19 protein-coding genes are annotated in these 26,267 nt (G+C 60.9%); 4 read left to right on the top strand and 15 right to left on the bottom strand.

All coding sequences use genetic code 11. The features are described from left to right. Positions 1–282: 282 nt before the first annotated feature. Entirely contained in the window at positions 283–2,250 is a 1,968-nt protein-coding gene (locus ACYQ6J_RS09350) for a thioredoxin-like domain-containing protein (protein WP_460183914.1), read from the top strand. Positions 2,251–2,332: 82 nt separating this feature from the next. On the opposite strand, the gene ACYQ6J_RS09345 is transcribed toward ACYQ6J_RS09350, so the two are convergent. The 13 genes from ACYQ6J_RS09345 to ACYQ6J_RS09285 form a co-directional block, all read right to left on the bottom strand. After that, on the bottom strand, positions 2,333–3,124 hold the full coding sequence (locus tag ACYQ6J_RS09345) for a WecB/TagA/CpsF family glycosyltransferase (protein WP_460183913.1): 792 nt from the start codon (positions 3,122–3,124) through the stop codon (positions 2,333–2,335). A gap of 432 nt (positions 3,125–3,556) precedes the next feature. Continuing rightward, positions 3,557–4,222: a response regulator gene (locus tag ACYQ6J_RS09340; RefSeq protein ID WP_460183912.1), complete on the bottom strand. Its 666-nt coding sequence runs from the start codon at positions 4,220–4,222 to the stop codon at positions 3,557–3,559. Between the two features lie 240 nt (positions 4,223–4,462). After that, a complete protein-coding gene (locus ACYQ6J_RS09335; RefSeq protein ID WP_460183911.1) occupies positions 4,463–5,197 on the bottom strand; it encodes a YdcF family protein in 735 nt (244 codons plus the stop codon). Beyond that, on the bottom strand, positions 5,194–5,994 hold the full coding sequence (locus tag ACYQ6J_RS09330; RefSeq protein ID WP_460183910.1) for a hypothetical protein: 801 nt from the start codon (positions 5,992–5,994) through the stop codon (positions 5,194–5,196). The genes ACYQ6J_RS09335 and ACYQ6J_RS09330 overlap by 4 nt, the downstream gene beginning before the upstream one ends. 79 nt (positions 5,995–6,073) lie before the next feature. Then, positions 6,074–6,334, bottom strand: coding sequence for a hypothetical protein (locus tag ACYQ6J_RS09325; protein WP_460183909.1), 261 nt, complete (start codon positions 6,332–6,334; stop codon positions 6,074–6,076). 427 nt (positions 6,335–6,761) lie between these two features. Beyond that, a complete protein-coding gene (locus ACYQ6J_RS09320) occupies positions 6,762–7,865 on the bottom strand; it encodes a hypothetical protein (protein WP_460183908.1) in 1,104 nt (367 codons plus the stop codon). 277 nt (positions 7,866–8,142) lie between these two features. Beyond that, positions 8,143–9,591 carry a Gfo/Idh/MocA family protein gene (locus ACYQ6J_RS09315; protein ID WP_460183907.1) on the bottom strand — a complete coding sequence of 483 codons (1,449 nt, stop codon included), beginning with the start codon at positions 9,589–9,591 and terminating at the stop codon, positions 8,143–8,145. A gap of 157 nt (positions 9,592–9,748) precedes the next feature. Next, positions 9,749–11,116 carry a DegT/DnrJ/EryC1/StrS family aminotransferase gene (locus ACYQ6J_RS09310; RefSeq protein WP_460183906.1) on the bottom strand — a complete coding sequence of 456 codons (1,368 nt, stop codon included), beginning with the start codon at positions 11,114–11,116 and terminating at the stop codon, positions 9,749–9,751. A gap of 81 nt (positions 11,117–11,197) precedes the next feature. After that, positions 11,198–12,535, bottom strand: coding sequence for a DegT/DnrJ/EryC1/StrS family aminotransferase (locus tag ACYQ6J_RS09305; protein ID WP_460183905.1), 1,338 nt, complete (start codon positions 12,533–12,535; stop codon positions 11,198–11,200). A 130-nt stretch (positions 12,536–12,665) separates the two neighbouring features. Continuing rightward, the gene (locus ACYQ6J_RS09300) at positions 12,666–13,991 is read right to left on the bottom strand and encodes a DegT/DnrJ/EryC1/StrS family aminotransferase (RefSeq protein WP_460183904.1); all 1,326 of its coding nucleotides are present in this window, start codon (positions 13,989–13,991) and stop codon (positions 12,666–12,668) included. A gap of 189 nt (positions 13,992–14,180) precedes the next feature. Beyond that, positions 14,181–15,557, bottom strand: a complete 1,377-nt coding sequence (locus ACYQ6J_RS09295; protein ID WP_460183903.1) for a hypothetical protein — start codon at positions 15,555–15,557, stop codon at positions 14,181–14,183. A 466-nt stretch (positions 15,558–16,023) separates the two neighbouring features. After that, on the bottom strand, positions 16,024–17,646 hold the full coding sequence (locus ACYQ6J_RS09290; RefSeq protein WP_460185538.1) for a glycine--tRNA ligase: 1,623 nt from the start codon (positions 17,644–17,646) through the stop codon (positions 16,024–16,026). A gap of 258 nt (positions 17,647–17,904) precedes the next feature. Next, positions 17,905–19,527, bottom strand: coding sequence for a chemotaxis protein (locus ACYQ6J_RS09285; protein ID WP_460183902.1), 1,623 nt, complete (start codon positions 19,525–19,527; stop codon positions 17,905–17,907). Positions 19,528–20,159: 632 nt separating this feature from the next. Between ACYQ6J_RS09285 and ACYQ6J_RS09280 the strand changes: the two genes are divergently transcribed. Both ACYQ6J_RS09280 and ACYQ6J_RS09275 read left to right on the top strand, forming a co-directional pair. Beyond that, the gene (locus tag ACYQ6J_RS09280) at positions 20,160–20,513 is read left to right on the top strand and encodes a hypothetical protein (RefSeq protein WP_460183901.1); all 354 of its coding nucleotides are present in this window, start codon (positions 20,160–20,162) and stop codon (positions 20,511–20,513) included. Between the two features lie 267 nt (positions 20,514–20,780). Next, positions 20,781–22,379, top strand: coding sequence for an L-arabinose isomerase family protein (locus ACYQ6J_RS09275; RefSeq protein WP_460183900.1), 1,599 nt, complete (start codon positions 20,781–20,783; stop codon positions 22,377–22,379). A gap of 86 nt (positions 22,380–22,465) precedes the next feature. On the opposite strand, the gene ACYQ6J_RS09270 is transcribed toward ACYQ6J_RS09275, so the two are convergent. Continuing rightward, entirely contained in the window at positions 22,466–23,848 is a 1,383-nt protein-coding gene (locus ACYQ6J_RS09270; protein WP_460183899.1) for an MFS transporter, read from the bottom strand. Between the two features lie 130 nt (positions 23,849–23,978). After that, positions 23,979–24,995, bottom strand: a complete 1,017-nt coding sequence (gene trpD / locus ACYQ6J_RS09265; protein ID WP_460183898.1) for an anthranilate phosphoribosyltransferase — start codon at positions 24,993–24,995, stop codon at positions 23,979–23,981. Between the two features lie 240 nt (positions 24,996–25,235). On the opposite strand from trpD, the gene ACYQ6J_RS09260 reads away from it, so the two are divergent. Then, the gene (locus ACYQ6J_RS09260) at positions 25,236–26,201 is read left to right on the top strand and encodes a nucleoside hydrolase (protein ID WP_460183897.1); all 966 of its coding nucleotides are present in this window, start codon (positions 25,236–25,238) and stop codon (positions 26,199–26,201) included. Positions 26,202–26,267: the final 66 nt, after the last annotated feature.

Below are 26,267 nucleotides of genomic sequence, written 5' to 3'. Positions count from 1 at the left end.
TTTGGGCGGCCCGTACCATGCAATTGCAACGCCTCGCCGCAGTATCGACCAAGTGACGGCACGCCCCGATTGCGTGAGGTCGTCGGATTGCTTGTGTTGAGGGGCGGTCATTGCCGCGCGGTTCAGCGCCCCGGTTTTTCGAAACGATATTGTGCGACGTAAGCGATTGTAGGGGAGTTCCCGATGATACAACGGTTCGACCTCCGACGGTGCCTTTGGGCGCTAGTGCCGGTGTTGCTGCTCGGTTGCCTCAGCGCGAATACGATGGCGGAGAGTGCTCCCATGCGTCCCCCCTTTCCGATACGCAAGCCCGTTCCTCCCCTGCCCGATGATGCGGTCTGGCTCAACAGCGGAGGGCCGATCTCGTGGCAACAACTTCGCGGAAAATTCGTGCTCCTCGATTTCTGGACCTATTGCTGCATCAACTGCATGCACATCTTGCCGGAACTGAAAAAGCTTGAGCAGAAGTATCCGCGCGAACTGGTCGTGATCGGCATCCATTCGGCGAAATTCGAAACCGAGCGAGACGCGGATAACATCACCGAGGCCGTGTTGCGATACGGTATCGAGCACCCGGTGATCAACGACCGCGACATGCGGATCTGGAGGACGTTCGGCGTCAACGCTTGGCCCACCTTGGTGCTGATCGATCCGCAGGGCTACGCGGTATGGGCGGCAAGCGGCGAAACCACCTTTGAAGCCCTAGACGAATTGATTTCCCATGGGTTGCCTTTCTATGAAAAACAGGACCTCCTGGACCGCACGCCGGTCCGATTCGACACCGCGGCACGACGCTCGCCCCGAACTCCGCTCCGATTCCCGGGCAAAGTCGCGGTGGATGAGTCGTCCGGGCGACTGTTCATTGCCGACAGCAGTCACAACCGAATCGTCGTTGCTGGGATGGACGGTAGGCTTCAAGCCGTCATCGGCAACGGCAGGGCGGGCCTGAAAGACGGAGGTTTCGACGAGGCGCAGTTTTCCCAACCGCAGGGAATGGCTGCCCGCGGTGACGAGCTTTACGTGGCCGACACGGAAAACCATGCCATCCGACGCATCGATCTCGCCGCGCGGACCGTAACGACGATCGCCGGGACGGGGCGGCAATTGCGGCAGGCACCCATTATCGATTCGAAACCCGCTAAGAATGCTGATCTCAGCAGTCCCTGGGATTTGTACCTGGACGGCGATTTTCTCTACGTGGCCATGGCGGGTTGCCACCAAATTTGGAGAATGAATCTCAAGGACGGACGAATCGGCGTTTATGCCGGCAACGCCGTCGAGGACATCGTGGACGGAAGACGTCTACCGCCCGCCGCCTACCGCATGGGATACGCATCCTTCGCCCAACCCAGCGGATTGGCCTCGGACGGGATTCGCTTGTTCGTCGCCGACAGCGAGGGCAGTTCCATCCGCGCCGTTCCCTTAAAGAACAACGATGAGGTGGTTACCATCGTCGGAACCGCCGCTCTCTCTTACGCCAGGCTTTTCACTTTCGGAGATCGCGACGGACCTCGCGATCAAGTGCTCTTGCAACATCCCTTGGGCGTGGCTTATCTCGACGGCTACCTCTACGTCGCCGACACCTACAACAACAAGATCAAACGCATCGATCCGAAGAGCGGTGAAACGCTGACTTTGCTCGGGGACGGCGTTTCCGGCAACTCCGATCAACCGCCGAGATTTAACGAACCGGGCGGGATCGCCGCAGCGAAAGGGCGTCTCTTCGTCGCCGACACGAACAATCATGCCATCCGAGTGATTGAATTGGGCGCGAGGCCGGTACTCAAGACGTTAACGATCCAGGGCTTGGCTCCCCCGGAGCTTGAAAAGTCCGGCGACAACGAGGCTTGGGACGGTGCGGCGCCTCAGCGGGAACAACTTCGTCGCTTGCACGGCGGCGATGTCGCCTTGGAGATGACGCCTCAATTACCGGCAGGCATGAAACTGAATGCAGGCTTTCCGCCGGAGATTCGGGCGACGATTCAGCACCGAAGCGACGCAAATGACGGAAATGCGACCATCACGCGGACGTTTCGCGTGGACTCGCCGGAGTTGCCCCTCCGCGCAACTTTGACCGCGGACGACTTGCGAAACGCGACCTCCATCGACGTGCGATGCACGTACTTCTATTGCGAGACGGGCGGCAGCGGACTGTGTCGGATGGGTACCGCTCGATGGCTGCTTCCCGTGGAAATCGCCCCCGACGGCGCCGATAAGGTGAAGCTTTCCGGCGGTACATCCGTCCCTTGATACGCTGACCGCGGAACGATCGGCGACGGCCTGCGCGCATCGCCGCCGCGCGGGCGGAGGCTCGCCTCACAAGCAACCGGATTCAGCGCCGCTTGCGGAGTGATCCCTTCAACACGGCCCTGAGCAGGAACCAAGCGTCGGCGCTGTAACGAGGCAGCAACCGCCTCGGTTCCGTGATGAGGCGGTACGCCCACTCCAACCCCATCCGTTGCCATATCCGCGGCGCGCGGCGTAGGGTGCCCGCGATGAAGTCCAACGAAGCACCGATTTGGACGGCCGTGGCGGTCCCCCATCGACCGAGGTTCCGCGCTAACCACAACTCTCCCTTCGGTTGGCCTAAAGCCGCAAAAACAAGCTGCGCCTCGCTCTCGGCGATCGTGTCCAGTAATGCCTGCTCTTCGTCGCGAGTCAGGCGATCGATTTGCGGTGCCGCCGTCCCGCAAATCACCAGACCGGGAAAGCGCTCTTGCAGCACCGAGGCGGCCCGATCCGCAACGCCGGGCCGACCCCCGAGCAGAAAGACGCGGTATTGACGCCGCGACGCCGCCTCCGCCAACGCCCAAACCAAGTCTGCGCCGGTCACTCGCTCGGGCAAAGGCGTACCTTGCCATCGCGACCACCAAATCAGCGGCATCCCGTCCGCCACCAAAAAAGCCGCGCGGCGGTTGACGTCCGCCAATGCCTGATTTCGGTGACACAACCTCGCGTAGTGCAAATTCGCGGTGATGAAATAACTCGGCTTGCCCGACTCAATCAAACGTTCCACGGCGGCGACCGTTTCGTCGAAGGTCCACCGTGCAATGGGCAGCCCGAAAACCTCGACGATGGGTACGGGCGATACCGCCGAATTCTCTCCGGTCGACTCGCGTTTCACCCCTGTTTCAGGGGCGTCCGTCGCATCCCGCGGAGTCACTGCGGATTGCGTCGCGCTAATTTTCGGCGGCAATTCAACCGCGCACTGCCCGGAAGGGTAGCCTGACGTGTCTTGCAAGATCGCACCGTTCGAGAATTCGTAGGAGTTATTCACCGCGAGACCCGCCTCGGTTTGTGGTGATCGCTTCGCCGCCGGAAAAACACCGCGCGGAGCTTTCCCCGTTCCGCATACTTTGGCAAAAGCGACGCGGATGAGATCCGCTCGCCATCGTGGCGTTTCTCAAGTATGGCATATCGGGAACGGGAGTGAGCCGCGCGGCAGATCACTCCTCGGTGCGCAGCCTGCTCCTCGGCAGACGTCCGACACGAAACAGTGCGGATTACGCGGAAGAGTTGAAAATTACGGATGTGACGAAAAATCGGAACGGTTGGGTCAGACTAATTTGTTTCGAACCGCCCAAACCGCCGCTTGCGTGCGATCCGCCACGCCGATTTTTCGCAAGATGTGCTGGACATGTTCCTTCACGGTCTCGTAGCTGATACCGAGTTGGTTCGCGATTTCCTTATTCGTCAGCCCAAGGGCGAGTTGCTTGAGCACCTCGCTTTCGCGGTGAGTCAGCGGAACGTCCACTTCCGTGCCCAATCGCGGCGTCGCTAAGGCCCCCGTGACCCGGCGGAGTTCTTCTCGCGTCCATACGTTTTCTCCGTTGGCCGCGGTGCGAATCGCGTTCACCAATTCGTCGCGCGAACAACTCTTGAGCAGGTAACCGTTGGCGCCCAACGCGACCGAACGAGCCACATAGGTCGGGTTATCGAAGGTGGAAAGCATGAGAATCGGGAGATTTTGTCTTTCCAATTTGATGCGTCCCAACGCGTACAATCCGTCACCGTTGGGCATGCGAACGTCCAGCAAAACCACGTCCACATCGTTTTCCAAGGCGTAACGGATCGCCTCCTCACCGCTTTCGACCTCGGCGACGATGTCGATCTCGGTCCCCACCAACATCGCATTGAGGCCGATTCGGACCATCGCATGGTCGTCCGCCAACAAGACTCGGATCCTTCGTCCCGATTGCGGCGAAGCAAATTCCGTGGACATGGCCATTTCTCCCTATGTTGCCCGAATATCACCCCTGTTTAGGGTGGCTACCTACTACCAGACCGCAACCCCTCCATACTAATAAACGGTCACCACCCGTATTCTAACATGTCAGGAATCCCCCGTGAACAGGCCGGAGATGCACTTTGGCAGATAGGTTATTGAGGCAAAAGGGCGTAATTTTTTGCCCCACGACACCGTGGAGTTGCCAGAGCGAGGTCTTGCCGAGCGAGAACGGCGTTAGGAGGGAGTTTTGCCCGGTGCAGGACGGCGAAGTCGCCGAGCCATCCAGATGAGCAGCAATGCCGCCACGACCAGGGCCGACACGCTCAAGACGACCAACGTCCCGCGATCCGTGTAGCGAACGAGGTAGAACGCCAGCTTGAGGTACTCGCTCAGCACGAAGTAGAACCCTTCCGGATACACCCACCACTGGTCGGGATCGAATCCGCCCCCGACGGCCGAGACGAATCGCACGCGCTCGGCGTCCGCCCCCAAGGCGCGATGCACACTCCACGCCGTTCGCCGGGTATGCAGCGCGTCGGTCACCACCAGCACCGTAACCCGGGGGTGAGCCTCAAGAAAGTCCCGCAGTGACAATATCTCATCGAATGTCGAGGCATGGTTGCCTTGGAGCACGACGACGGCCTTTTCCGGCACGCCGAGGATCGTCAGAATCCTCCGCGTCAGATCGTGTTCGGCGGGGAGAATCGCGTCGTCGGCATCCTCCAAAAGCGGCAACTCGGAGATCAGGATACCGCGGACCCAGCCATGACGCATCAAAGCCGCCGCCGCGAAGGGGCGCGTCTCGATTCCGCCGCCCAGAACCATGGCGTAATCGGCGCGCTGCGGCGGACTTCCCACATCCAAGAAATGGGCTGCTGCCCGCAGGAACGGCGGTCGCGTGAACAGGAACACCGCAGCCACCGCAAGCACCGAGGCGATTGCGCAACCGATCCTCCTGGAACGGATCACGGCGCACCTCCCTTCGGCGGCGGGAAGCGATCCATAAGCTGCTTTACGGCAAACTCGGGAGGTTCGGGGGGATGCGGTACCGCCAGACCGTGCATCCCGAACAAGTAACCGTTCATCAAAGCCTTGACGCCCGCCCGAGTCCGCCACCACTGCCTTGCGTCGAATCGACGGTCGGGAATTTCCAGGACCGCGACGCGTCCGCGACAATCGTCATCGAACGCGCAATCGAAGACGTGTTCCGTCGCCGCGCCGGCGAATACCTCGCAAAGGTAAAGGACTCGAGCCTGCGGATTCTCTTTCAAATAGTCCCTGATCCACTCGGCCGCGCCCCAGAGTTGCCCAACGCGATACGGTGCTCCAACCACCCGGTCGGCCGGAATGCCGCGGCGTGCCGCCGCCTGACGGATCAGCTCATCCATGGGCGGCAACGCGCCGATCTCCACCACGCGACTGCGGCGTCCCACGGTGACCACGATGTCCGCCGAGTGGCGGTGCTGAAGTTCCGCCAAGACGTTGAGCGTGTCTTGGCCGGGCAGGGAGTGACCGTCCCCACTGTGAATCCAAATCACGGTGGGGGCAAAGCCCTGCGGAATCGGGCGCGCGAGGAGCGGAGAGGACGCCAACGGCAGCCAGTATCCGTGCGTCAATGCGGCAATTAACAGGGCCGCCGCCATCAGAACGGCGAATAGAAGGAACCGACGTGGGCGAACATTGGTCGCTTCCGAGTCAGGCTGGAGCTTAATCGGCCCCTCTTCGACCGAAGGTTTCGATTCGTGCCGGTGAATGTCGCTCATCATCAGCCGTCAATTCCCCATGACCGGAAAAACGGACGCCATCCCTTCGCCCGCGGCGGTGCGTCGACGGCATGCGCCAGGCTCACGGTCCGGGCGGAGTCCACCACCCGTCACAGCAATTAGGGTCGCCGGGCGGACAGGCCGACGGGTCGCACGTGCCGCAAACATTGATGGCCTCCACGGCCTGCGCCAAATCATTGAGTTCGCTCAGCAGGGCGTTTCGCACCGCCGCCAATCCGCCGATGATGCCGATCACCAAGATCGAAATCAATAGGATCCACTCGAAGCTCAACATCCCTCGCCGGCAGTGTCGCCGGGACTTCCGAGAACGAATCGACTGCATAGCACGCATTCTCCGCGATATCCTGGGCCGTGTCTCGTGCCGGAACCTGTAAGTCTCGTAAAACTGCGTCGCCCTCATGTGTCCTTGGGCGTTTCGCCATCTCCACGACCGCGATTCCGACTCTTATCTCCGGTCGAAGTGACTAGCTGTCGATCGGGCGGCGACCGGCACCGCCTTCACGCGACTGGGTCGATCGCTGCACATGACGTTCCAAAGCCGAAAACAAACCCCGACCGGGGAGACGAAGGCCTGCCTTATCGGGGCGCAATCGTTTCAAACGGTAAGACCGTTACGCGAAACCCGCGGGAAGACGTTTCGACGGGACAACGTCGCAAGGAGAATGTTCACAAATGACAACACGCCGCCAGGCCCAAGGTAGACCCGGCGGCGGGTATGTCATCAAACGAGTACAGGGAAAGCCGCGGCCTCAGGATTCGCCCGGCACCGCAATACAATCGATGCAGACGCCTCGTTTGGATCGCCCCAGGCCCGGTACTTTCGCCTTCGATGCGGCGGGCGGTCGGGCGGGATCGAGGTACTCCTTGCGGAGCACGTCCACGGCCTTCGACGCGTCATCATCGGACACGAAATAATGGACCTTGGCCCCGTGGCGAAGATCGCTGCCGACCGACCCTAGCGACTCCGTCAACTGAGAGAAGACGTCTCGCGTCTGCCCCATCCCATCGGCATCCTGCCGGGCAAGATATCCATCCGTGAAGATCAGGGTCGGACTGTGGACCACGGTCGCACGACTGAAGTTCGGGGATGGCTTCACATCCGGCGGGTTGTAGAAACGGATCGGCCCCACGTCGTCGGCGCCGTCATTTCCCGTTTTGGCTCGCCAAGCGATCATTTCGATTTCGACGGGCGCTGAAGCGATCCAAGTCACAAAACTGACCGGCGGCACCGGATTATCGGCAAAGGCCGCCCTGACGGCGTCGAGCACCAGCGGCGCATCATCCATTTTCGTCAAAAAGACGCGAACCTGAACTATGTCCGCCGGTCGACACCCCAACTCGTCGGCCAGCGCGAGTTGTCCCTGAATGGACGCCTTCGCGGCTTCCGCCGTATCTCCCTTTTCCGGGCGACCCGACAAGAAAACCAACCTGTCTTGCGGCGTTGCGGAATAGTCCGCCGGGCGGGGTGTGTCGGCTTCCGGTGTCAGGGATTTCACCGCGACCGCCTCCACATCGCCCTCCACCGCCGCAACGGCGTCGATCGCGGCCTTCTCGGCGGCATCCGGCAGGGGCGTCTGAATGACGGTCACGACCGGCGCACACCCCGTCGGCAAGGCCTTGAGCAACTCCGCCGGAAACTTCTCCCCATCCTCCGCGGCAGAGATGTAAACGTTCAACCGCACCAAACGGCTGAGGTCCGACCCGCCCGCCTCCAGGATGGTCGCGAGCTTCGAGACCAGCCCCTCGACCGAACCGCCGCCGTCTGCTTGCAGCGACAATTGCCGCGTGAAGAGCAGCGGCCTTTGGTGGACCACGACGACCGACGAGGCGCCGGGAATCGTACCTTGCCCCATCCGATGTATCCCGGGTTCCCATTCCCTCTTGACGGTCTGTGTCGATCCTTTCTCTCCGCCGGCCTGTTTGCTAGCAGTCGTCCCCGCAGAAGCCTGCTTCGTTCCACGGCCTTCCTCCACCGAGCGAGGACAACCTGCGAGAAAAGGTAAAGTCAAGCCGACCACCAGTATCCCAATCGCTGCTTTCTTCATTCCGGATTGCCTTTCCTTGCGTTTTGCAGTCGGGTTTCAGCGCCATAAACCGCCTTTTGCGCTCGCAGTCCTTCGACGGACCGCGTCAAACGGATTCAGGCAGTTCGTAACCCTTGCGTTTGGGGCAATCCAGCAGCGCATTGGCCTCGTCGTCGTCGGGAAAGACCTCTTTCTCAGGGTCCCATTTCAATCGACGTCCCAGCCATCGCGCGATATTTCCCAGGTGGCACAGCGTCGCGACACGATGACCGTTTTCCACCTTCATGATCGGATCCTTTCGCGACTTCACGCACTCGTAGAAATTGTGCATGTGATTGTCGCTCTCATAGACTCGGATCGCGTCCGAAGGCAGGGGTTGTTGGTCCAGTTCGGGGGGATCGCATTCGTAACCGTCTCGAAAGACGGTGATCTTTCCCTTGTCGCCGATGAAAGTGCCGCCGCCGCCCAAGCGAGACTCGGTGCTTTCCAGCTTGAGGATCACATCGTTGGCGAAACGGTAATGGACGATCGGCGAACTCATGAGCTGATCGCCTCGCTCGCGGTTCTCCGGTTGTTCGTAGGTAAGAGATGCGAGCTTTTCCTCCGGTTCCACCCAGACTTCCACGGGACCGCTGTCATCCATACCCAATCCCCACATGACCATGCTCAACCCGTGACAACCCCAATTCAGCAACTCGCCGCCGGAGTAGGGGCGCAAGGACATCCAACCGGGACCGACCGCCTCCTTTTCCGCCGGTTCCGCCGGGTAATTCTCGCGATTGTACGGCACCCGCGGTACGTAGGAATTGATATTGAACGGAACGACCTCGTTTTGACCGCACCAGGCATCCCAATTCAAATCGCCGGGCACGGTTTCCTCTGCGAATCGGTAATCCCACGGGCTGGGATAGTTATAACCGATGACGGTGTGCACCTTGCCGATGAAACCGTTGAGGATCATCTCCACGGCCTTGCGCGTTTTCGGATGGGATCGTTGCTGTTCGCCCGTCTGAAAAACGCGATTGTATTTCCGCACCGCCTGGACCATGACTTGGCCCTCGCGGATGGTATGGCTGAGCGGTTGCTCGCCGTAGATATCCTTGCCCGCCTGACAGGCATGAATGCAGGGCAAATAGTGCCAATGCTCGGGCGTCGCGTAAACGACGACCTCGACCTCCTTCAGTTCCAGCAATTTGCGATACTCTTGAAAAGGCTTGGCCTTGTACTTCTCGGCCCATTGACCCGCACGCTTGAGGTTGAAATCCGCGACGGCTACGATCTTCGCGTATTCCGGCGGCTTTCCTTGACCGCCTTTTCCGATCGCCAATTGGCCGTTCCTACGACCGCAACCGATGATCCCCACTCCGATTCGTTCGTTTGCCCCCTTCGCCGCGCCGGGGACGACATCGGGGACGGGAACTTTGGATTCCTTGTCCGACGATCTCTTGCACGAACTCAAGGCGGTCAAACTGACCGCCGCGGCGGTACCGGCGATGCGTTGCAGCGCACCCCGTCGATTCATCGCTCCCTTTTCCGAGAATTGATCGCGACGCATGAAACGATTCTCCAGATATCTTGAGGACCTCACTTGTTAAATCGGCGCACCTCGGCCCCCCAGCGAGGTCAAGGACGACGCTCGCTCACGATCCCGCAACGCGTGAGCACACTCTTCATCCAAAGGGGCTTCCGCCGAATCGAAGGCCGCCGTACGGTCAGGCCTTGGCGACCCGGGGATACACCTTTCGCACGGCCTTGATGATATCCCGCAAGTCGTCTTCATCGAAATTCGGGTCGATGATGACGCCGCCGAAGCGACCGATAATGTCGATCGTGCGGGGACAGCACTTGGCGCCGTACTCCACGGCCTTGCCTTCCGGTGAATTGAATGAGGGCCAGGCGGGATGCACGGTGACTTTGTTTTCGATGCGGTCGATAGTCGGCAGGATGGCCGAACCGGCGGGACCGCCTGCCGCAATGCCCTCCGCCCGCAGCGCACGCAGGAATTGATCCCGCTTTTCCCGATCGCCGAGATCGAGGAACACTCCGACGCCGATGTCGCCCTCCTTATCCGGCCATTTGCGGAACTTGATGCCGGGCAAGTCGGCGATCCCTTCCCGTACGATGCGGTTGTTTTTGCGCACGCGCTCGCAAATGGTCTCCAACTTGGTCAATTGTGCTTTCAGCACCGCTCCCGTGAACTCGTTCATGCGGAAATTGCAGGAGGCAAAGGCCGCCAGCAGGCCCCCTTTGAGCGACTCGCTGTAGGGCGAGCGGATGGAACCCACATCGTGGAAGCGAACGGCCCGCTCGAATAAAACCGGATCGTTGGTCAACACGGCTCCGCCCTCGCCGGCGGTGATGGTCTTGCTGAGCTGAAAACTATTGATTCCGATGTGACCGATCGAGCCGACATATTTGCCCTTGTATTTGCCGCCGCAACACTGGGCACAATCTTCCAGAACGTAGAGCTTGTGGCGATTTGCGATTTCCATAATCGGATCGAGATCGGCCGGCGTCCCCTGGAGGTGGCAGGCGATGATGGCCTTGGTGCGCGGCGTGATCTTGGCCTCGATATCGTTCGGATCGATGTTGAACGACTCGTCGATTTCGGCAAAGATCGGCAAGGCCCCCGCCAAAACGATGGCGTCGTAGTCGGCGAACCAGGTCCAGGCGGGCAAAATGACCTCGTCGCCCGGTCCGATCTCCATCGCCGCCATGGCCGTAAACAACGCGGTGGTTCCGGAGGTCACGCCCAGGGCGAACTTGACGCCGATGTGCTTGGCGTAGGCCTCCTCGAATTCCAGGACTTTGGAATCTCCGTGCCACCAACGGAAGGGTGAGCGAGACTTGATCACATCGATCAGTTCGCTCTCCTCCATCTCGTCGTAGAACTGGGGTCCGTAGGGCGAGGCGGACAACGTCTCCGATCGGACCGGCGTCCCGCCGTCGATGGCGAGCTTTTCCGCTTCCGCGGCAACCGCCGACCGGGATGTCCAAGTCGCGGCGCTTAAGAGCGAGGCAGCGCCGGCCGCTCCGATGGTTTCCAAGAACTCTCGACGATTGGAAGTGTGGCTGTCCATGTTCAAACCCCCGCTTCTCAAAGACACTGGAAAAGAATTTCGTTTGGAGACTACCGTTCGGACGCCGCGTGCGACAAAACTCTATGCCGCGTAGTAGCGCGCGACTTTTTGAATCGCCGCCGCCAGTTGCCGGATATACTCCTCGGTCATATTCTCGGTGATCAGCACGCGGACGCAAGATTGCAAGATTGCCTCCGCTTCGGGGCAGGAATGCTTCGCAAAATCCATGTCGGTGAGGCCGAATTCTTTGACGGGCCAACGCCCCGCGAAGAAGCCGTGGTTCAGGAACACCGGTTCTTGATACAGCGGCTTGGCGATGTACCCGCCGATGAGATTGGCCCCTTCCGCGGCGGCGGCCTTAATGAATTGAGAGCGGTTGCAGCGAAGCGCGTCGTCCTTGAGCCGAAACATATAGAACCAGTAAACCGCGCGGTCATCGGAACGCACGCCGTGCGGCGCGACGCCCGGGGCATCCGCGATCAACTCCGTAAGAAGGTTTCCCAGCTTCGACCGCACGGAGACGATTGACTCCAATCGGGTGAGCTGCGCAGCGGCCACTGCCGCCTGGGGTTCGCTCATGCGATAATTCGTCGCAAAGGCGTCGAATCCTCCCCATTTGCGGCGATCACCGCCTTTGTCTCCGAATTTTTGCAACAGAGGGCCGAATCGTTCGTCGTTCGTGCCGACCACGCCGCCGTCGCCGCACGTGACGTGCTTGGAGTTCTGGAGCGAGAAACAGGCGAAATGCCCGACCGTTCCGATAGGACGCCCCTTATACTTGGCCCCCCAGGCCTGGCAGCAATCCTCGATCAGAATCAGTTTGTGCCGATCGGCGATGGCCTTCAGGGCGTCCAAGTCGCAGGGATTGCCGGCCAAGTGGACCGCGATGATCGCCTTGGTCTTAGGGGTAATCCGTCGTTCCACGTCCGCGGGATCGAGGTTATACGTAGAGGGACCCAGGTCCGCGAATACCGGGACGGCCTGCTGGTAGATGACGCCGATGACCGAACCGATATCCGTGATGGGCGTGGTGATGACCTCATCGCCCGGCCCGATACCCGCGGCGGAAACGGCAATGTGCAGGGCCGCCGTTCCGGAGGAACAGGTCTGAACGTATTTGACCGGACAAATCTTTTGGAACCGCTCGGTCAACAGTTGCGTCTGAGGGCCTCCCCAATAGAACAGCGAACTTTGGCGGAGCATCTCTTCCAGTTGTCGCAACTCCGGTTCACCCCAGCGCGGCCGGCTTTGAGGAACGAGCGTTACGGCCTTCGGCCCGCCCTCCAGCGCCAGTTTTTCCGCCGCGTTTCCGATCGCCGCGGCTCGAAGGCCGGCGCTCGGAGCCAACATCACACCGGCGGTTGCGCCCGACGCTGAGGCCAAGAACTTACGCCTCGATACGTTATGCGACTTGGACATGGCACTCCCTAACTCTCAGAGTTTTGTCAAGTGATTTGTGCGTGCTGCACGATGTTCGTCAATCCGTCCGGATTCACGGATCGGGGACCGGTTCGAGCGATTCACCGCCCCGATTCCTCGTGCCGTCCTCTCATGCCGACGCTAAGGCGGCGGCGTGGGCGTGAATCTTGCGAACGGCCTCCGCAATTTGATCCATGGCCGACCGCTCTGCAAGAAGGGTCGTTTGATACAACCACACGCTCTCGGCGCAGAGCTTGTCGTTTTCCGGGCACTCGCAGCGCTGTGCCCAGCGCGCCAGTTCCGCGTCGCCGTAAACGCGGCGATAGGCGGGCGAGGATAGCGCGTCGCGAATGAATTCCGCCTTGTTCAAGGGATCGTAGCCCGGACTGCACGGGATGCCCTCCGCTCGGAGCGCTTTGACGAAACCGTTGCGGGAAAGCCCCGCGAAAGCCTCCGGCGAATAGCGGAACATGTAGAGATGATAGGCGTTCCGCGTGCAGCCATCGTACATGCGGGCGGGACGGATGCCCGGAATCTCTTGCAGGAGCGATGTCAGGTAGGCACCGTTTTCCGATCGGGTCGCGGCACGGGCCTCGATCTCGGGAAGTTGGCTGAGCAAGACCGCGGCCTGAAACTCCGTCATGCGGAAGTTGCCGTTGCGACCGCCGCGGTATTGCAGTTCGCCTCGCGCGCCGCTCCGCCGTCGCACACAATTGTGGAACGCAAAACAGGCGTCGGCGGCGGCTTCGTCGTTGGTGATGATGGCGCCGCCTTCGCCCGAGCATAGGTTTTTGCTGAGCTGAAAACTGTAGCAACCGGTGGTCCCCCAACTCCCCGCCGACTTTCCCTTCCACTCGGCCAAATGGGCCTGGCAAGCGTCGCCCACAATCGGGATCTTGCGATTTTGAGCCGCAACGCCGATGCGATCGAGGTCCGCCACGTTGCCGCCGATGTGAACGGGAACGACGGCCTTCGTGCGATCCGTCATCACGGCTTCCAGCTTGCCCGGATCCATGAGGAAGGTTTCCGGATCGGAATCCACGAACACCGGCAAGGCGTGGTGCAGCAATACGACCGATACCGTGGCCATGAAAGTGAAGGGCGGCACGATGACTTCGTCGCCCGGTCCGACGCCCAAGGCCCCCAACGAAGTGAACAGGGCTGTCGTTCCGCTGGAAGTCGCCACGCAGTATTTCGCCGAATTCAACTCGGCATAACGGCTCTCGAAGGTTTCCACGTTGCCGTTGCGGTACCAATTCCCGGACCGAACGACCTGGGCCACGGCTTGCTCCATCGGGGCCGAGGTCGGCGGCCAACCGGGGAAAGGCTCGGTGCGCACCGGTTTGCCTCCCAGCAGCGCCGGTTTATCGACCACAGCGGCGCGAGAACGCCGGGCCGCGGAACTCATCAGCGCCAAACTACCGCTTGCCGCCAAAAACGTGCGACGATTCATCATGCTTCTCCCGGTTTTTGATTCTCGAATAGTTTCCGGTCCGCTGATCAATGGTCTTCCACACCGACCCGGCCCAAAGCAAAGGCCCAACGACTCGCCGGAAAGGCAACGTTTTCGGCCTCGCACCACCGTTCATCCTTGGAACCCGTCAGCGTCTCATGTACCAGGTTCGCAGGCCGTAACTTCCTCTCTCTATCGCAGTGCGTCCATGACCGAGCGAATGGCCTCCTTCAAAACGCCCTCCGACCCGGGCGCCACGCGACTGGCTGTCGGTTCGTACCCGCCCTCTTGAAAGGCGGCATCGTAGCAGATGTAGCCGGTACCCAAATCACCGTAAGCCGCTACGGCGGGAAAACTCTTGTCATCCGCAAGCGAAATCGCGTACTCCTGAAACTCGAGCAACGACTCGCCGGGAAGAAACAGGGCGACCGCAGGCCCGATGCGTAATCCCTGGACGGCAAACGGTTTGTCTTGGCGATCGAAGAAGCTGAGGCGGACGGCGGCCAAGGTCCGATTCAGAGGACTCTGCTTCGCGTCCGCCAGCACGCGCTGATGATCCTCCGCCGTCTGTCCCGGTTCGCTTCGCGGCGAAAAGACCACGGGATGCGAGATCCAAGCGAAACGATCGACGGGCACGTATTGCGTGGACTCCACCGCCCTCTTCATGCCCTCGTACAGTCGCAAGGCGAGGGCGTCGCGTGCTTCGCGCGTGCCGTCGTTGTACTTGCCGAACGTCACGTCTCCCGCGCAACCCGTCAGATAAACTTCGAACACATTCTCCTCTTTTTCCAGCTTTTCCCTGGCCATCCCCGGAACATCCGCCGAGACTCGACGGTCTCCGTAGAAACTCTGCGGATGCGTCGCATAGAAATGCAAACGGACGATGGGGCGATCTCCCTTCGCCAAGGTGATGGTGCGAAGATACGGATCAATTCTCCCCTCGGGCAATTCCCGCATTTTCGGGTCCCTGCCGCCGCTGCTGTAGCGCACCACCAAATTGCCGTTTTCGTCGCGAATCCGCCTGCTGGATGCCACTCGTTCCACGACGGCCTTGCCGACTCCCACTCGGTCGCAAGGCTGCAAACGCTTCAAGCTTTCCTTGGCGGCGGACGCGATACCCTCCGCGCATCGATGAAGAAAGGCAGAATCCACATACAGGGGCAACTCGGGATACGCCGCCATATGTTGCTGGGCGTTGCCATCCACGTAAGGCGCCGTGTGTTGGTGCACCGTGTGAACGAAGACGTTTTCAGCAGAAGTCTCCAATGCCGCCGCCAGGGCATCGCGTATAAGGTCGTAGCTCGAATGGCACAGCCCGCACCAATCCAGCGCACAAACGGCATACCTCTTGCCGCCCGCTTCCAGCACGATCCCTTTCGCCCAGAGCGGGTCTTCGATGGTCTCGGGTGTGTCGAGCCAGATCAAAGGCTGCCCTCCGATCGGCGGAGTAACATCGCACCGAAACGTCGCGACTCGTAGCGCAGGCTGTTCCTGGTCGGCCCCTGCGGAAGCGCCGGTACCACCCATCCAAAACGCCGCCCCCACCATCAAAAACGCAGCGACACGCATGCCCGACGTCAAGCTTCCTTTCATTCGACCGGACGGAGTGTCGCTCAACGACAATCGCTGTCTGCCAAAGGGTCGCATAGGCAAAACCTTTTCGAGAGATGGTTCGTTTTCGAGCGAAGAAGGCGGGCAACGCACCGGCGGGTGTCCGTTTCAATTCGCCCGTCAGTGTAGCGCTAAGCCGGAACCTCGTCAAGCAATTCTCGCGGAATTTGACCGACCACGAATCGGCGCTCGCGGTCTTGCCTCCATACCGCCGTTTGAGGCGACCAAGTCCGATCAATAAGAAACGTTTTTGAGGTTGCAATCATCCGCAGAGATGAGAGAGCTTCGATGCGGATCGAGGAGAGAAACCGCCACCCAAGCCGCAGACGGCGTGCCTGGGGCGCGGAGGGGAAACGGCGGAAGCAAGCGTAAGATCAGTCCGCGCGGCAGCGAACGTGCGACCTTCCGATGAAGCCGGACGCGATCACTCCGGGACTCGCGCGGTTCCCGAGATCAGACCGAGGATTGCGGCGGGACAATCGTCCGTACGCACCCGCCACTGTTTGAGCGTGTCGCGATCGCGTATCGTTACCGTGCCGTCGGCCAAGGTTTGGCTGTCCACGGTGATGCAGAACGGCGTGCCGATCTCGTCCTGCCGCCGATACCGCCGCCCGACCGCCCCCTTTTCGTCATAGAAGACGTTGCACAGGGGTTTCAGCGCGGCGTAGATTGCCTGCGCGATCTCCGGCATGCCGTCTTTCTTGACCAAGGGGAACACCGCCGCTTTGATCGGGGCCAAGCGTGGGTGCAATCGCAAGACCACCCGTTTGACGGGCTTGCCATGCTCGTCGGGAGCCTCATCCTCTTGATAAGCCTCGCAGAGGAAGGCCAAAGCCGCGCGATCCGCCCCCGCAGAAGGTTCGATCACGTGCGGGATGAATTTTTCCCGCGTCTCGTCGTCGAAATAGGCCAAATCGCGACCGCTGCCCCGGTGCTTGGGTTGCCCGTCCGGACCCAACTCCACCACCAGATCATTGCCTTGACGAACGAGTTTGCCCTCCATGTGACTGCGGAGATCGAAATCGCCGCGATGAGCCACGCCTTCCAATTCTCCGAAGTCGCCCGGGGCCAAGAAAGGAAAGGCGTATTCCACATCCGCCGTACCGCACGAATAGTGGCTCAATTCGCTCGCTTCGTGATCGCGGAGGCGCAGCCTTTCCCGACTCAACCCCAAGTCGACATACCACTGGTACCGACGGTTGCGCCAATATTCGTACCACGCTCGAGAGCTTTCCGGGCGGCAGAAGAACTCGATCTCCATCTGCTCGAATTCCCGGGAACGGAAGGTGAAATTGCGAGGCGTAATCTCGTTGCGGAAACTCTTGCCGATCTGTGCAATGCCGAAGGGAATCTTGACCCGAGTGCTATCCAGAACGTTCTTGAAATTGACGAAAATGCCCTGGGCGGTCTCCGGTCGCAGAAAGGCCGTGTTCTCTTCGCCGCTCAGGGCGCCGACGTAGGTCTTGAACATCAAATTGAATTCGCGGGGCGGGGTGAGGGTCCCCAGCGTCTTGGCGTCCGGCGCCAAGACGCGACTGAAATCTTCGACGGCGGTCAACGAGATCAGCGGACTTTCCCAACGCAGCGACTCGGCATCCTTCGCGCGAAGGCCGAAGAACTTCAGGGCCTTATGAAGGACGTCCTCTTCCGCCTCGGCACCCACCAGTTCCGTCGCGACGAAAACGCGCTGGTCGTCCTTTAGGACCCAACGGCCCTGCACTTGATCGTGCCGGTAGCGTCGCTTGGACTCGCGACAATCGACCATGTAATCGTGAAACAGGTCGTAGTGTCCGGAGCACTTCCAGACCTGCGGGTGCATGATGATCGTGCAATCCAATCCGACCATCGCGAAGGGCGACGGTGCACCGGGCGGAGCGACCAACTCATTGTGCGAGGTCACCATATCGCGCCACCAGGCCTCGCGGATATTTCGCTTCAACTCCACTCCCAACGGGCCGTAATCCCAAAATCCGTTCAGACCGCCGTAGATCTCGCTCGACTGAAACATGAATCCACGGCGGCGGCAGAGCGATACGATTGCGTCCATGTTCATGGCAAGCCAACTCCGTTGGAAGACACTCCCTCGTGCGACGGTTACGCCGGACGTCTGAGCCGAACCCGCGGCGCCCGGCGGAGAATTCACAAAGCTCCCAGAGACGATTGCTCAAGCCGGCGGGTTGGGAATAAAGACTCCAGTCTACCCGGCCAACCCAAAAGCGTCTATCAGGTGAGTGTCCCCGCAAGATGGCAATCCCGCCCGCCGCGGCGAGAGGCAGGGACGGTAATCGGTTAGGAAAGGCAGACGCTAAGCCGTTGCCATCGCCTCTCGGTTGTTGGCGCCCGCCAGCATCCTCTCCAAATCCTCGGCCAGGGGGGTGCCGGAGCGAAGCGCCGCCGTGACGTCGCCGTCGGGAGGACTGACCAGCATATCGAGCCATGCGACATAGCGTTCCAGGCACTGTTTTGAAACACTACCGGCAGCCTGCTGTAACCGGACCACCAGTTCCTCGACAAGGTGCGTGCAGCGCGTGACCTCATCCACCGGAACCACCATCGAGGCCGACTTGACGGTATGCAAGATCCTGGCCATATCGACCAAGGCATCGAAATCCGGCGACTCTACGTCCAGCGGACGAATCAGGTCGCTCAAGGCGCGACGCCGACCGTCCAACTCCTGGATGAAAGTTTGCCAAAGGCGGCGGTTCTTACCCGGCGGTACGGGGTATTCATCGCCCTCGCTCTCCGCGACCGCCGATTGGTCGCAGCTTGCCGTTGCATTCGCCGGGGATTCCCCGCTTGCGGAAGCCTCCGCGCTGGGCGTCCCGGGCGAGGGCACCGCGGCGGACTCCCCGCGGTCGCGTTCCGCCTTCGATTGGGACCGGTCTGAGGCAGGCTTTTCCCCAGACGATGCCTGGGTATTGGACGCGAAGACCTGATCGCCCGGTTCTTCCTCGAGTTGCGTGTTTTCCCGTGCGTTTGCGGCGCCGTCGGGAGAGTTACCGCTCCCGTGCCCGGCCTTCCTGATCAGATCGTCCGCCAATTGGACGACCCGGCATAGGTCGGGCTTGGCGATTTGCTCATCGGCGCCCACGGACTCGCCTTTCTTGCGATTCTCCGGGGTGATGATCGAAGAATACAGCAGAACGGGAATATGCCGGAGTCGCGGATCCGACTTGATCCGTTTGGTGAGATGGTGCCCGTCCACTTGCGGCATCTCCACGTCGGCGATCACCAAGTCGCAGATCGGCTCGTCTTTTTGCGCCGCCGCTTCCAGCCAAGACCAGGCCTCCTTGCCGTTCTCGAAGGAAATGACTTGCTGATACCCGCTCTCGCGGAGCGTGCTGACCACAGCTTCGCGAACCGTGGGAGAATCCTCCACGAAGACGATGAGCGCCTGATCGCGCGGCACCTGATCGACATTTTCCACGCAATGCGTTCGGAAATACTGATTCGTTACCTCGTCGAGAATCATTTCAAAGTCGAGCATCAAGATCAGACGGTCGCCGCACCGGGTCAACGCCGTGACCGGCATGCGAGACAACGCCGTTAGCCCGGGGACCGCCAAGACGTTTTCCCAACTGAGCCGATAGATTCGCTCCACGCGGTCCACCAAAAAGGCTGTTTGCTGTTGGTTGAGGTCCGTCAATATGGCCGTGGATTCGCAATGCTCTCCGGTCGAGTAAATCCCCAAGTGATCCATGAGGGAGACGCAGGGAATCACTTGATTGCGCAATTTGAATACGCCTCGAATGGACGGATGCGCCTTGGGAAGTTGCGTGATCGCAGGCGCGGGAAGCACCTCCCGGACCTTGGCGACGTTGATGCCGAAGGTATAGTCCGCAACGTTGAAAACGAGAACTTCCAACTCGTTGGTCCCGCTCTCCAGGAGAATCTCTTTTTCCAAAAGCAGTTGGGAAAGGTGGCTCATAGCTTTGGCTCTCGACGTGGTTCCTGGTATTGCGTCCAACCGCGGGCAAGGTCTGGGGGGATTTCGCAATCGTCCGGGCGAACGAAGGGCTCGCTGCGCGCCGACCGGTGTGCCAAACACAATTGGTACGAACCCGGAGTCGTCACCGAACTCGCGCGTTCATCGTCCTTGGTTAAGCAAACTTAGCTCAGAATCCGACGCGTGCAGCGATCGGCCCGGCGAAAAGCCGAACGATTGCTTTCGTCCCACGACGGGGTACCGCACGCGGATACGTTGTCGACGAAGAGCGCGTCGGCACCCCCGGGCATTCCACACCCGAACGATGTCCCGGCAAGGGCCGAAAACGGGAGACCGATCGCAGTGCGCCCCCGGGACGCGAGGCGGCGAATGTTTTTGAGAGGCAACAAACACTCGATTGCGATCGCCTCTTGTTAAAACCGCAAAACATCTGCGGCAGCGGCGTTTGTGTGCGAATAGGAATCCGGCTGCGACGCAAACCAACGTCCAGTCGCAAGATATGATCACAGAGCGAAAGACGCCCCCGCTTCGGTCCGCTTTTGGCATGGCATATGCAGGGAATGTGCCGTCGCGTTTCCCGGTTCGTCTCGTTTCTCTTTGTGGAGGGTCCGATCGTGCGGGTTGTGTTGAAAGATCTATGGAAATCGGATGAGGGCGTTTTGACGTTCGAGTGGATTCTCCTCATCACCGTCCTGGTGATTGGGGTCGTCGGCGGACTCAGCGCGGTCCGTGATGCCGTCATCACGGAATTGGGCGACGTCGTGGAGGCCGTGATCTCCTTGGATCAGTCGTACTACATCGCGCATCCTTGGGACGTTCAGGTTCCCGATTGCCTGGTGGACGGGGCTTCCGACTCGTCCTACACCGACGCCGCCGGCATGGACCAAGGACGTCTGCAAGACGGCGACTTGACGCAGAATCAATGGGCCATCGGTGATTGCGATCCCTTGGTGGAACAGCCCTTCTGAGGTCTTGGATGACGGACAATCATCGCCGTAAGGCGAGGATTTGCACGTCCGTTTCCACGACCGTCCAATCACAACGCAAACGGAACGAGGAGTCGGAAAAACTTTCCGGTTCCTCGTTTTTGTTTGCGCTTTCCTCGCGGGCGGCCGTTCCGACACCGCTTTCTTGCGACGAGGTCGGCTCGCAAACACAATGAAGGCAATCGCGGTCGAGGACTGCGTTTCGGCCGCCATGGGAAGATCGCGAACAGCAGTCTTGGGAGATGAAAAATGAGCGACATGACGCGGCGCGGATTTCTTGGGACGGCGGGGGCCGGACTCGGCGCGGCGACTTGGGGATCTCTTATGAGCCTTGAGAGCGGCGGACCGCTGCCGCGACTACGCGAAGGCAAGCGCGCCCGGGTGGGGCTCTACTCGATCGGACACGAACGCTACTGGGAACAATTTCCGGGGCTTTTGGAGCGATTGCTCGGATACGGCGAGTTCATCGCGTCGCGCATGAAGGCTTGGGGCGACGTGTACTATGCGGGCATGGTGGACCACGAGGCCAAGGCCCGGCGCGTGGCCGACGAATTCCGGCGTCAGGATGTGGACATCGTTTTCTGCCATGCGGCGACGTACGGCATGAGTGCGTCTCACATCACCATCGCGCAGGACTGCGGTCGATCCGTGGTCGTGCTCAATTTGCAACCCGCCGCCGCGATGAACTACGACAAGACCGGCACCGGCGAATGGCTGGCTCAATGCGTAAGCTGCTGCGTGCCGGAGATCGCGAACGCCTTTCGTCGCTGCGGCATTCCATTCCGCGTGGTAAGCGGTCTGTTGGGACTCGAGGCCGCGCCGGCAATCTCCGTGGCGGATGAGAACACGGTCGCCCGCCCGGAGGCGATCGCCGCCTGGCGCGAGATCGCCGACTGGATTCGTTCGGCGGGCGTCGTGCGGACGCTGCGGGACGGAAGAATGGGATTCCTGGGCCACACCTATCCCGGCATGTTGGACATGTACAGCGATTTCACCCTAATCATCGCACAGACGGGGATGCACGTGGAAGTGCTGGAAATGTGCGACTTGGCGCGATTGGCCGAGACGGTGACGGACGCGGAAAAGCGCCGCAAACTCGCGGAAATCGAGGGGATGTTCGAAATCAGCGAGGACTCGCCGTCCGATCCTTTGGCCAAGAAGCCCCGTCCCGAGCAATTGGAGGCCGCTTGTCGCCTGGCGGTCGCCGAAGAAAAACTGGTCGCGGAGTTCGATCTGGATGCGCTGACGTACTATTACCGCGGGGCGTCCGGCAACGAATACGAGCACCTGCAAGAGGCCGCGATCCTCGGCTACTCCCTGTTGACCGCCCAGGGCATCCCTTGCAGCGGCGAGGGAGACATGAAGACCGCCGTGGCTATGAAGATCAGCGACATTCTCGGTGTGGGCGGCAGTTACAGCGAAATCGTCGCCGCCGACTACGATCGCGGGACCATCATCTTGGGCCACGACGGCCCGTTCCATATCGGCATAGCCGACGGGCGACCGATTTTGCGCGGCATGGGGTTATATCACGGCAAATGGGGGGCGGGGGTCAGCGTAGAGGCTTCCGTACGCAAGGGGCCGGTCACCATGCTCAACGTAACGCAAGATGATCGTGGACGTCTGCGCATGATCGCCAATGAGGGAGAAACGATCGAAGCCCCGATCCTCCGTATCGGCAATACCATGTCGCATGTGCGATTCCCGCTCCCGCCCGCGTCGATGATGGACGCCTGGTTCGCCTTGGCCCCGACGCATCACGGGGCGTTGAGCGTGGGCCGCAACGCCGAGGTATTCCGCAAGGTCGCCGACCTGCTCAACCTGCCCTACGATTCCGTCACCGCCTAAACGTATCCCCGGCGACGGCCCATCCTTTGGAATACGTCATACCACTTCGCCACTCGATCGGCGCGAAGGTCATCGTTGGAAAAAGCTCAATGCCCGCGGCCCGGGGTTGCGGAGGCCTTTTGCGCCAACAATCGCACCATGGCCGCCGCCGCACCGATCGTCAGTGCCAATACGACGTAACTCACCAAGTTGCCGTAATCTCCCGACCCGGCTTGGATGAAACCGATGACAGCGGGGCCGATACTGCCTCCGCCGAAACTCAGGGTGAAACTCAATCCGTAAGCCATACTGCGACGGCGTCGCGGGACGTATTTGGCCACCAGGCTGTTATACAAGGGCTGGTGCATGAAGAAGACGGGCATAAAGACGGCGGCGGCCAATACCCGCCATGCCCCCGAGACCGCGCCCATCGCGATCAAAAGCGGCAGACTCGCCCAAAACACTCCGGCCAACATGCGCTCCAAGGTCCGCGGGGTTGCCCAACGCCCCGCCGTGTATTGGCCGATCATTCCCAGTAAGAGGACGGCTCCGCTCAAGATGTTCCGCACCGTTTCCCGCGGCAACTGAGGAAATAGGCCGGAGTCGTCCAAATAGCGGGGCAGGAAGGTCATGACCGCGGAATACACAAATCCCGCCAAGGTCGTGGCCGCGATGAGCAGGAAGTAACGACTCCAGGCGGGCTTTTCTTCGGCCGACGCCGAGACGGAGGGACCGGCGTTTTCCGACAGCGGTGCGGCGGGAGAATCCGCGATGATCGGCCCCACCGCCGCTTGCGCACGATCACCATCCTGCGGTTCGTTTTGCGGCGGTAATCCGCCGCGGACGGACAGCCCGGGCAAGCGTGCCTGCTCATCCGCCGAAGATTGGGTGACCGGGGCCGGCTGCGCTCGGTCGTCGCGAAGGGCGAAAAAGACGACGGCGGCCAGCAGGATTCCCGGCACGGATAGCGCCAGGTAGAACGATTCCCAACTTCCACCCGAATACAAAACCCACGACGCCAAAAGCGGCCCCGTCGCGATGCCTAGCGATCCCAGAATGCCATGATACCCGAGGGACAGCGGACGGTTCTCCGGGGTGGTACGTTGGGCGATCAAGGCCAATCCGGCGGGATGATAGATCGAGGCGAAAAGCCCCAAAATCGGCAGCGCGATGAACAGAACGGAGATGTTATGCGTTACAGCGGCAGTCTTTCCCACCGAGAACAGAAACAAGCTGGTCAGGCCGCACCCGACCAAATAGACGACCAACATCGCCTTCTGGCCCCAGCGATCGGCCAGCCATCCGGCGGCCAGGGCACAAAGCCCGAACGGCAAACGAAAGGACGTCCCCAAGAGGCCCGTCGTCGCTTGACTGACGCCGAAGGCATCGGCGATCAATTGCTCAACGCTCGAGAACGATTGTTCGTATACATGAACCAATGCATGACAACAAGACACCAAGAGAACCAGTCGAAAGGTCTTTCGATCCACGGAGACGATCCTAATCGATGCGAATCAAGCCGCGAACGCTAGCCATCAGGGGGGATCCCGGCGAAAAAGGTACGAATGCCGCTGCGTGAAAATAAACGGGGCCGCCCTCGCCGTGGCAACAACCGAGCGCTCACCGCACGCACTGACTCTTTGCGATCCAACGGTTGAGAAGGTCCGAGGCGGCACCGCTTTGCACGGCCTGCTGCGCCAACTCCACGCAGTCGTCCAGGTTCTCGCTTTTTTGCGCCAACCACAAGGCCGCGCCCGCATTGGCGACGACGACGTCGGCGGCGGGTGAAGGCTGCCCGCCCAATACCTCAGCAATCAGTGACGCGCTTTCCTCGGGCCCGGTGACTTGCAGTTGATCGGGCTTCACAGGGCTGAGCCCGAAGTCCTCCCAGGTCCAGCCGAAACTCCGCGTGCGGGCGTCTTCCACCAAGATGACTCGAGTCAATCCGCTGAGATCGATCTCATCCATCCCGCTGCCGCCGAAGACTACCGCGGAACGCCCGGTCCCCAGTAAACATAGGGCCTCCGACATCATGCGATGGAGGTGTTCGCGTCCCACGCCCAAGAGCTGAACGTTTGCCCCGGCGGGATTGGTCAAAGGTCCCAGAAGATTGAAGATCGTGGGGTGCCCCAGTTTCGCGCGGATCTCGGCCACGTTCCGCATGGCGGGATGAAATCGGGGCGCGAAACAAAAGCAGATACCCAGTTCGTTGAGACACTCCTCGGCGAAACCGGGGTCGGCATCCACGGCTACGCCCAGCAAGGCCAGCACGTCGGCAGCGCCGCTGCGACTGGTGATCCGCCGGTTTCCGTGCTTGGCCACGGGCACCCCGGCTGCGGCGGTGACGATGGCCGCGGCGGTACTGATGTTGAACGTGCCGGCGCCGTCTCCGCCCGTGCCCACGATATCCACAACGATCGGCGATTCCGCGCGGATTCGTACCATGTGCTTCCGCATGGCGTGAGCCGCGCCCGCCACTTCATCCACCGCCTCGCCCTTAGAGTGCATGGCCGCCAGGATCCGCCGCGCAATTTCCGCTTCGCACGCTCCGGAAATCATGGCCTCGATCACGGACGCGGCCTGTTCGAACGAGAGGTCCACTCCCCGTTCGAGTCGACTCAAAGCATCATGGAGCATGGTATTCACCTTATCAAAAGCCGCCCCACCACCCGAGCCCCCGCACTGATTCCATTGCGACCGCGAATCCGCCGTCACATGGGCGGTCCAACCAAAAGCGTTTGAGCCTGGGCGTCCGCGTCTCGCTCGATCGCGTTACTGCCGGGAAACTGCAAGGCATTGCGATGTAGGCCCGGCATTCTTACAATCGTGAACAATGTCACTGGGAATGGAAGGACTCCCCACGAAACCAGGTGCGGCATGGCGAGAAAGATTATTTTAGACATCGACCCCGGTATCGACGACGCGCTCGCCTTGTGCCTCAGCCTTTTCGAACCCACCTGGGAAATACTTGCGGTAACGGCGGTGGGGGGCAATGTATCACCGACCGTTGCGACCCGCAACACCCAGGCCTTGCTCGCGTATTTCGACCCGGAAAGGACCCCCCGCATCGGCGCCGCCTCGGACCCGGATCAAGGGCTGCCGGTGAAGGGGCGCTTCGCCGAATCGGCCGACGATTTGAGGGTGGCCGCCCTGCCGGTCGCCGAGTTGCGGACCCCTCACCCTTCAGAGAAGGTCATCGCGGACGAGGTTCGCAGTTCGCCCCACGCCGTCACGGTCGTCGCGCTGGGACCGTTGACCAATATCGCGCGGGCCATTCAACGCGACCCGGAATTTTCGGCCTTGGTGGGCCGGATCGTAATCGCGGGCGGGGCCGTGCAGGTGGGCGGAAACATCACGCCTGCCGCGGAATTCAACATCTACTGCGACCCCGTGGCCGCTCGCGTGGTATTCTCCTCCGCCGCCCCCAAGACCCTGATTCCGCTCGATGCCAGCAACAAGCTGGCCCTAGGCTTGGGATTCCTCAACGAGCTTCCCGAGGAAACCAACAAAGTCGGGGCCTTGTTTCGCAAATTGCTCTCGGCGAAGTTCCGCAATTACCGCCTGGAATTGGGCCGCGAAACCATCCACTTGCACGACACGCTGGCACTGATGGCCGTCGCCTGCCCCGAACTGTTCCGCTTCGTCGAGATGTCGGGCGACGTGGAGACCGCCGGCGAATTGACCATGGGAGCCACAGTGTTCGATCGTCGTGCCGCTCCCGCGTGGCGCCACAATAATCTCGAAGTCGCCGTCTCCGTGGATGCCGGCGCCGTTCATCAGCAGATCGTTCGGCGACTGCGTCAGGCCGCCGACGCCGTGGGCGACGTCGGCACGCCGCTGTGAGCGGCATTGCGACAGCGCGACCGATTTCGCCCCAACCGAAACGCAAATCCGGCGGAGAACCGTCGA

Source organism: Thermopirellula anaerolimosa, assembly GCF_054657335.1.
This window is presented reverse-complemented; position numbering and strand designations above follow the sequence as displayed.

What these genes read in the sequence shown, in the direction of transcription:
- ACYQ6J_RS09350 (WP_460183914.1), top strand. Translation starts at nt 283, where the DNA reads ATGCGTCCCCCCTTTCCGATACGCAAGCCCGTTCCTCCCCTGCCCGAT.
- ACYQ6J_RS09340 (WP_460183912.1), bottom strand. Translation starts at nt 4,222, where the DNA reads ATGTCCACGGAATTTGCTTCGCCGCAATCGGGACGAAGGATCCGAGTC.
- ACYQ6J_RS09330 (WP_460183910.1), bottom strand. Translation starts at nt 5,994, where the DNA reads ATGATGAGCGACATTCACCGGCACGAATCGAAACCTTCGGTCGAAGAG.
- ACYQ6J_RS09325 (WP_460183909.1), bottom strand. Translation starts at nt 6,334, where the DNA reads ATGCAGTCGATTCGTTCTCGGAAGTCCCGGCGACACTGCCGGCGAGGG.
- ACYQ6J_RS09320 (WP_460183908.1), bottom strand. Translation starts at nt 7,865, where the DNA reads ATGGGGCAAGGTACGATTCCCGGCGCCTCGTCGGTCGTCGTGGTCCAC.
- ACYQ6J_RS09315 (WP_460183907.1), bottom strand. Translation starts at nt 9,591, where the DNA reads ATGCGTCGCGATCAATTCTCGGAAAAGGGAGCGATGAATCGACGGGGT.
- ACYQ6J_RS09310 (WP_460183906.1), bottom strand. Translation starts at nt 11,116, where the DNA reads ATGGACAGCCACACTTCCAATCGTCGAGAGTTCTTGGAAACCATCGGA.
- ACYQ6J_RS09305 (WP_460183905.1), bottom strand. Translation starts at nt 12,535, where the DNA reads ATGTCCAAGTCGCATAACGTATCGAGGCGTAAGTTCTTGGCCTCAGCG.
- ACYQ6J_RS09300 (WP_460183904.1), bottom strand. Translation starts at nt 13,991, where the DNA reads ATGATGAATCGTCGCACGTTTTTGGCGGCAAGCGGTAGTTTGGCGCTG.
- ACYQ6J_RS09295 (WP_460183903.1), bottom strand. Translation starts at nt 15,557, where the DNA reads ATGCGTGTCGCTGCGTTTTTGATGGTGGGGGCGGCGTTTTGGATGGGT.
- ACYQ6J_RS09290 (WP_460185538.1), bottom strand. Translation starts at nt 17,646, where the DNA reads ATGGACGCAATCGTATCGCTCTGCCGCCGCCGTGGATTCATGTTTCAG.
- ACYQ6J_RS09285 (WP_460183902.1), bottom strand. Translation starts at nt 19,527, where the DNA reads ATGAGCCACCTTTCCCAACTGCTTTTGGAAAAAGAGATTCTCCTGGAG.
- ACYQ6J_RS09275 (WP_460183900.1), top strand. Translation starts at nt 20,781, where the DNA reads ATGAGCGACATGACGCGGCGCGGATTTCTTGGGACGGCGGGGGCCGGA.
- trpD (WP_460183898.1), bottom strand. Translation starts at nt 24,995, where the DNA reads ATGCTCCATGATGCTTTGAGTCGACTCGAACGGGGAGTGGACCTCTCG.
- ACYQ6J_RS09260 (WP_460183897.1), top strand. Translation starts at nt 25,236, where the DNA reads ATGGCGAGAAAGATTATTTTAGACATCGACCCCGGTATCGACGACGCG.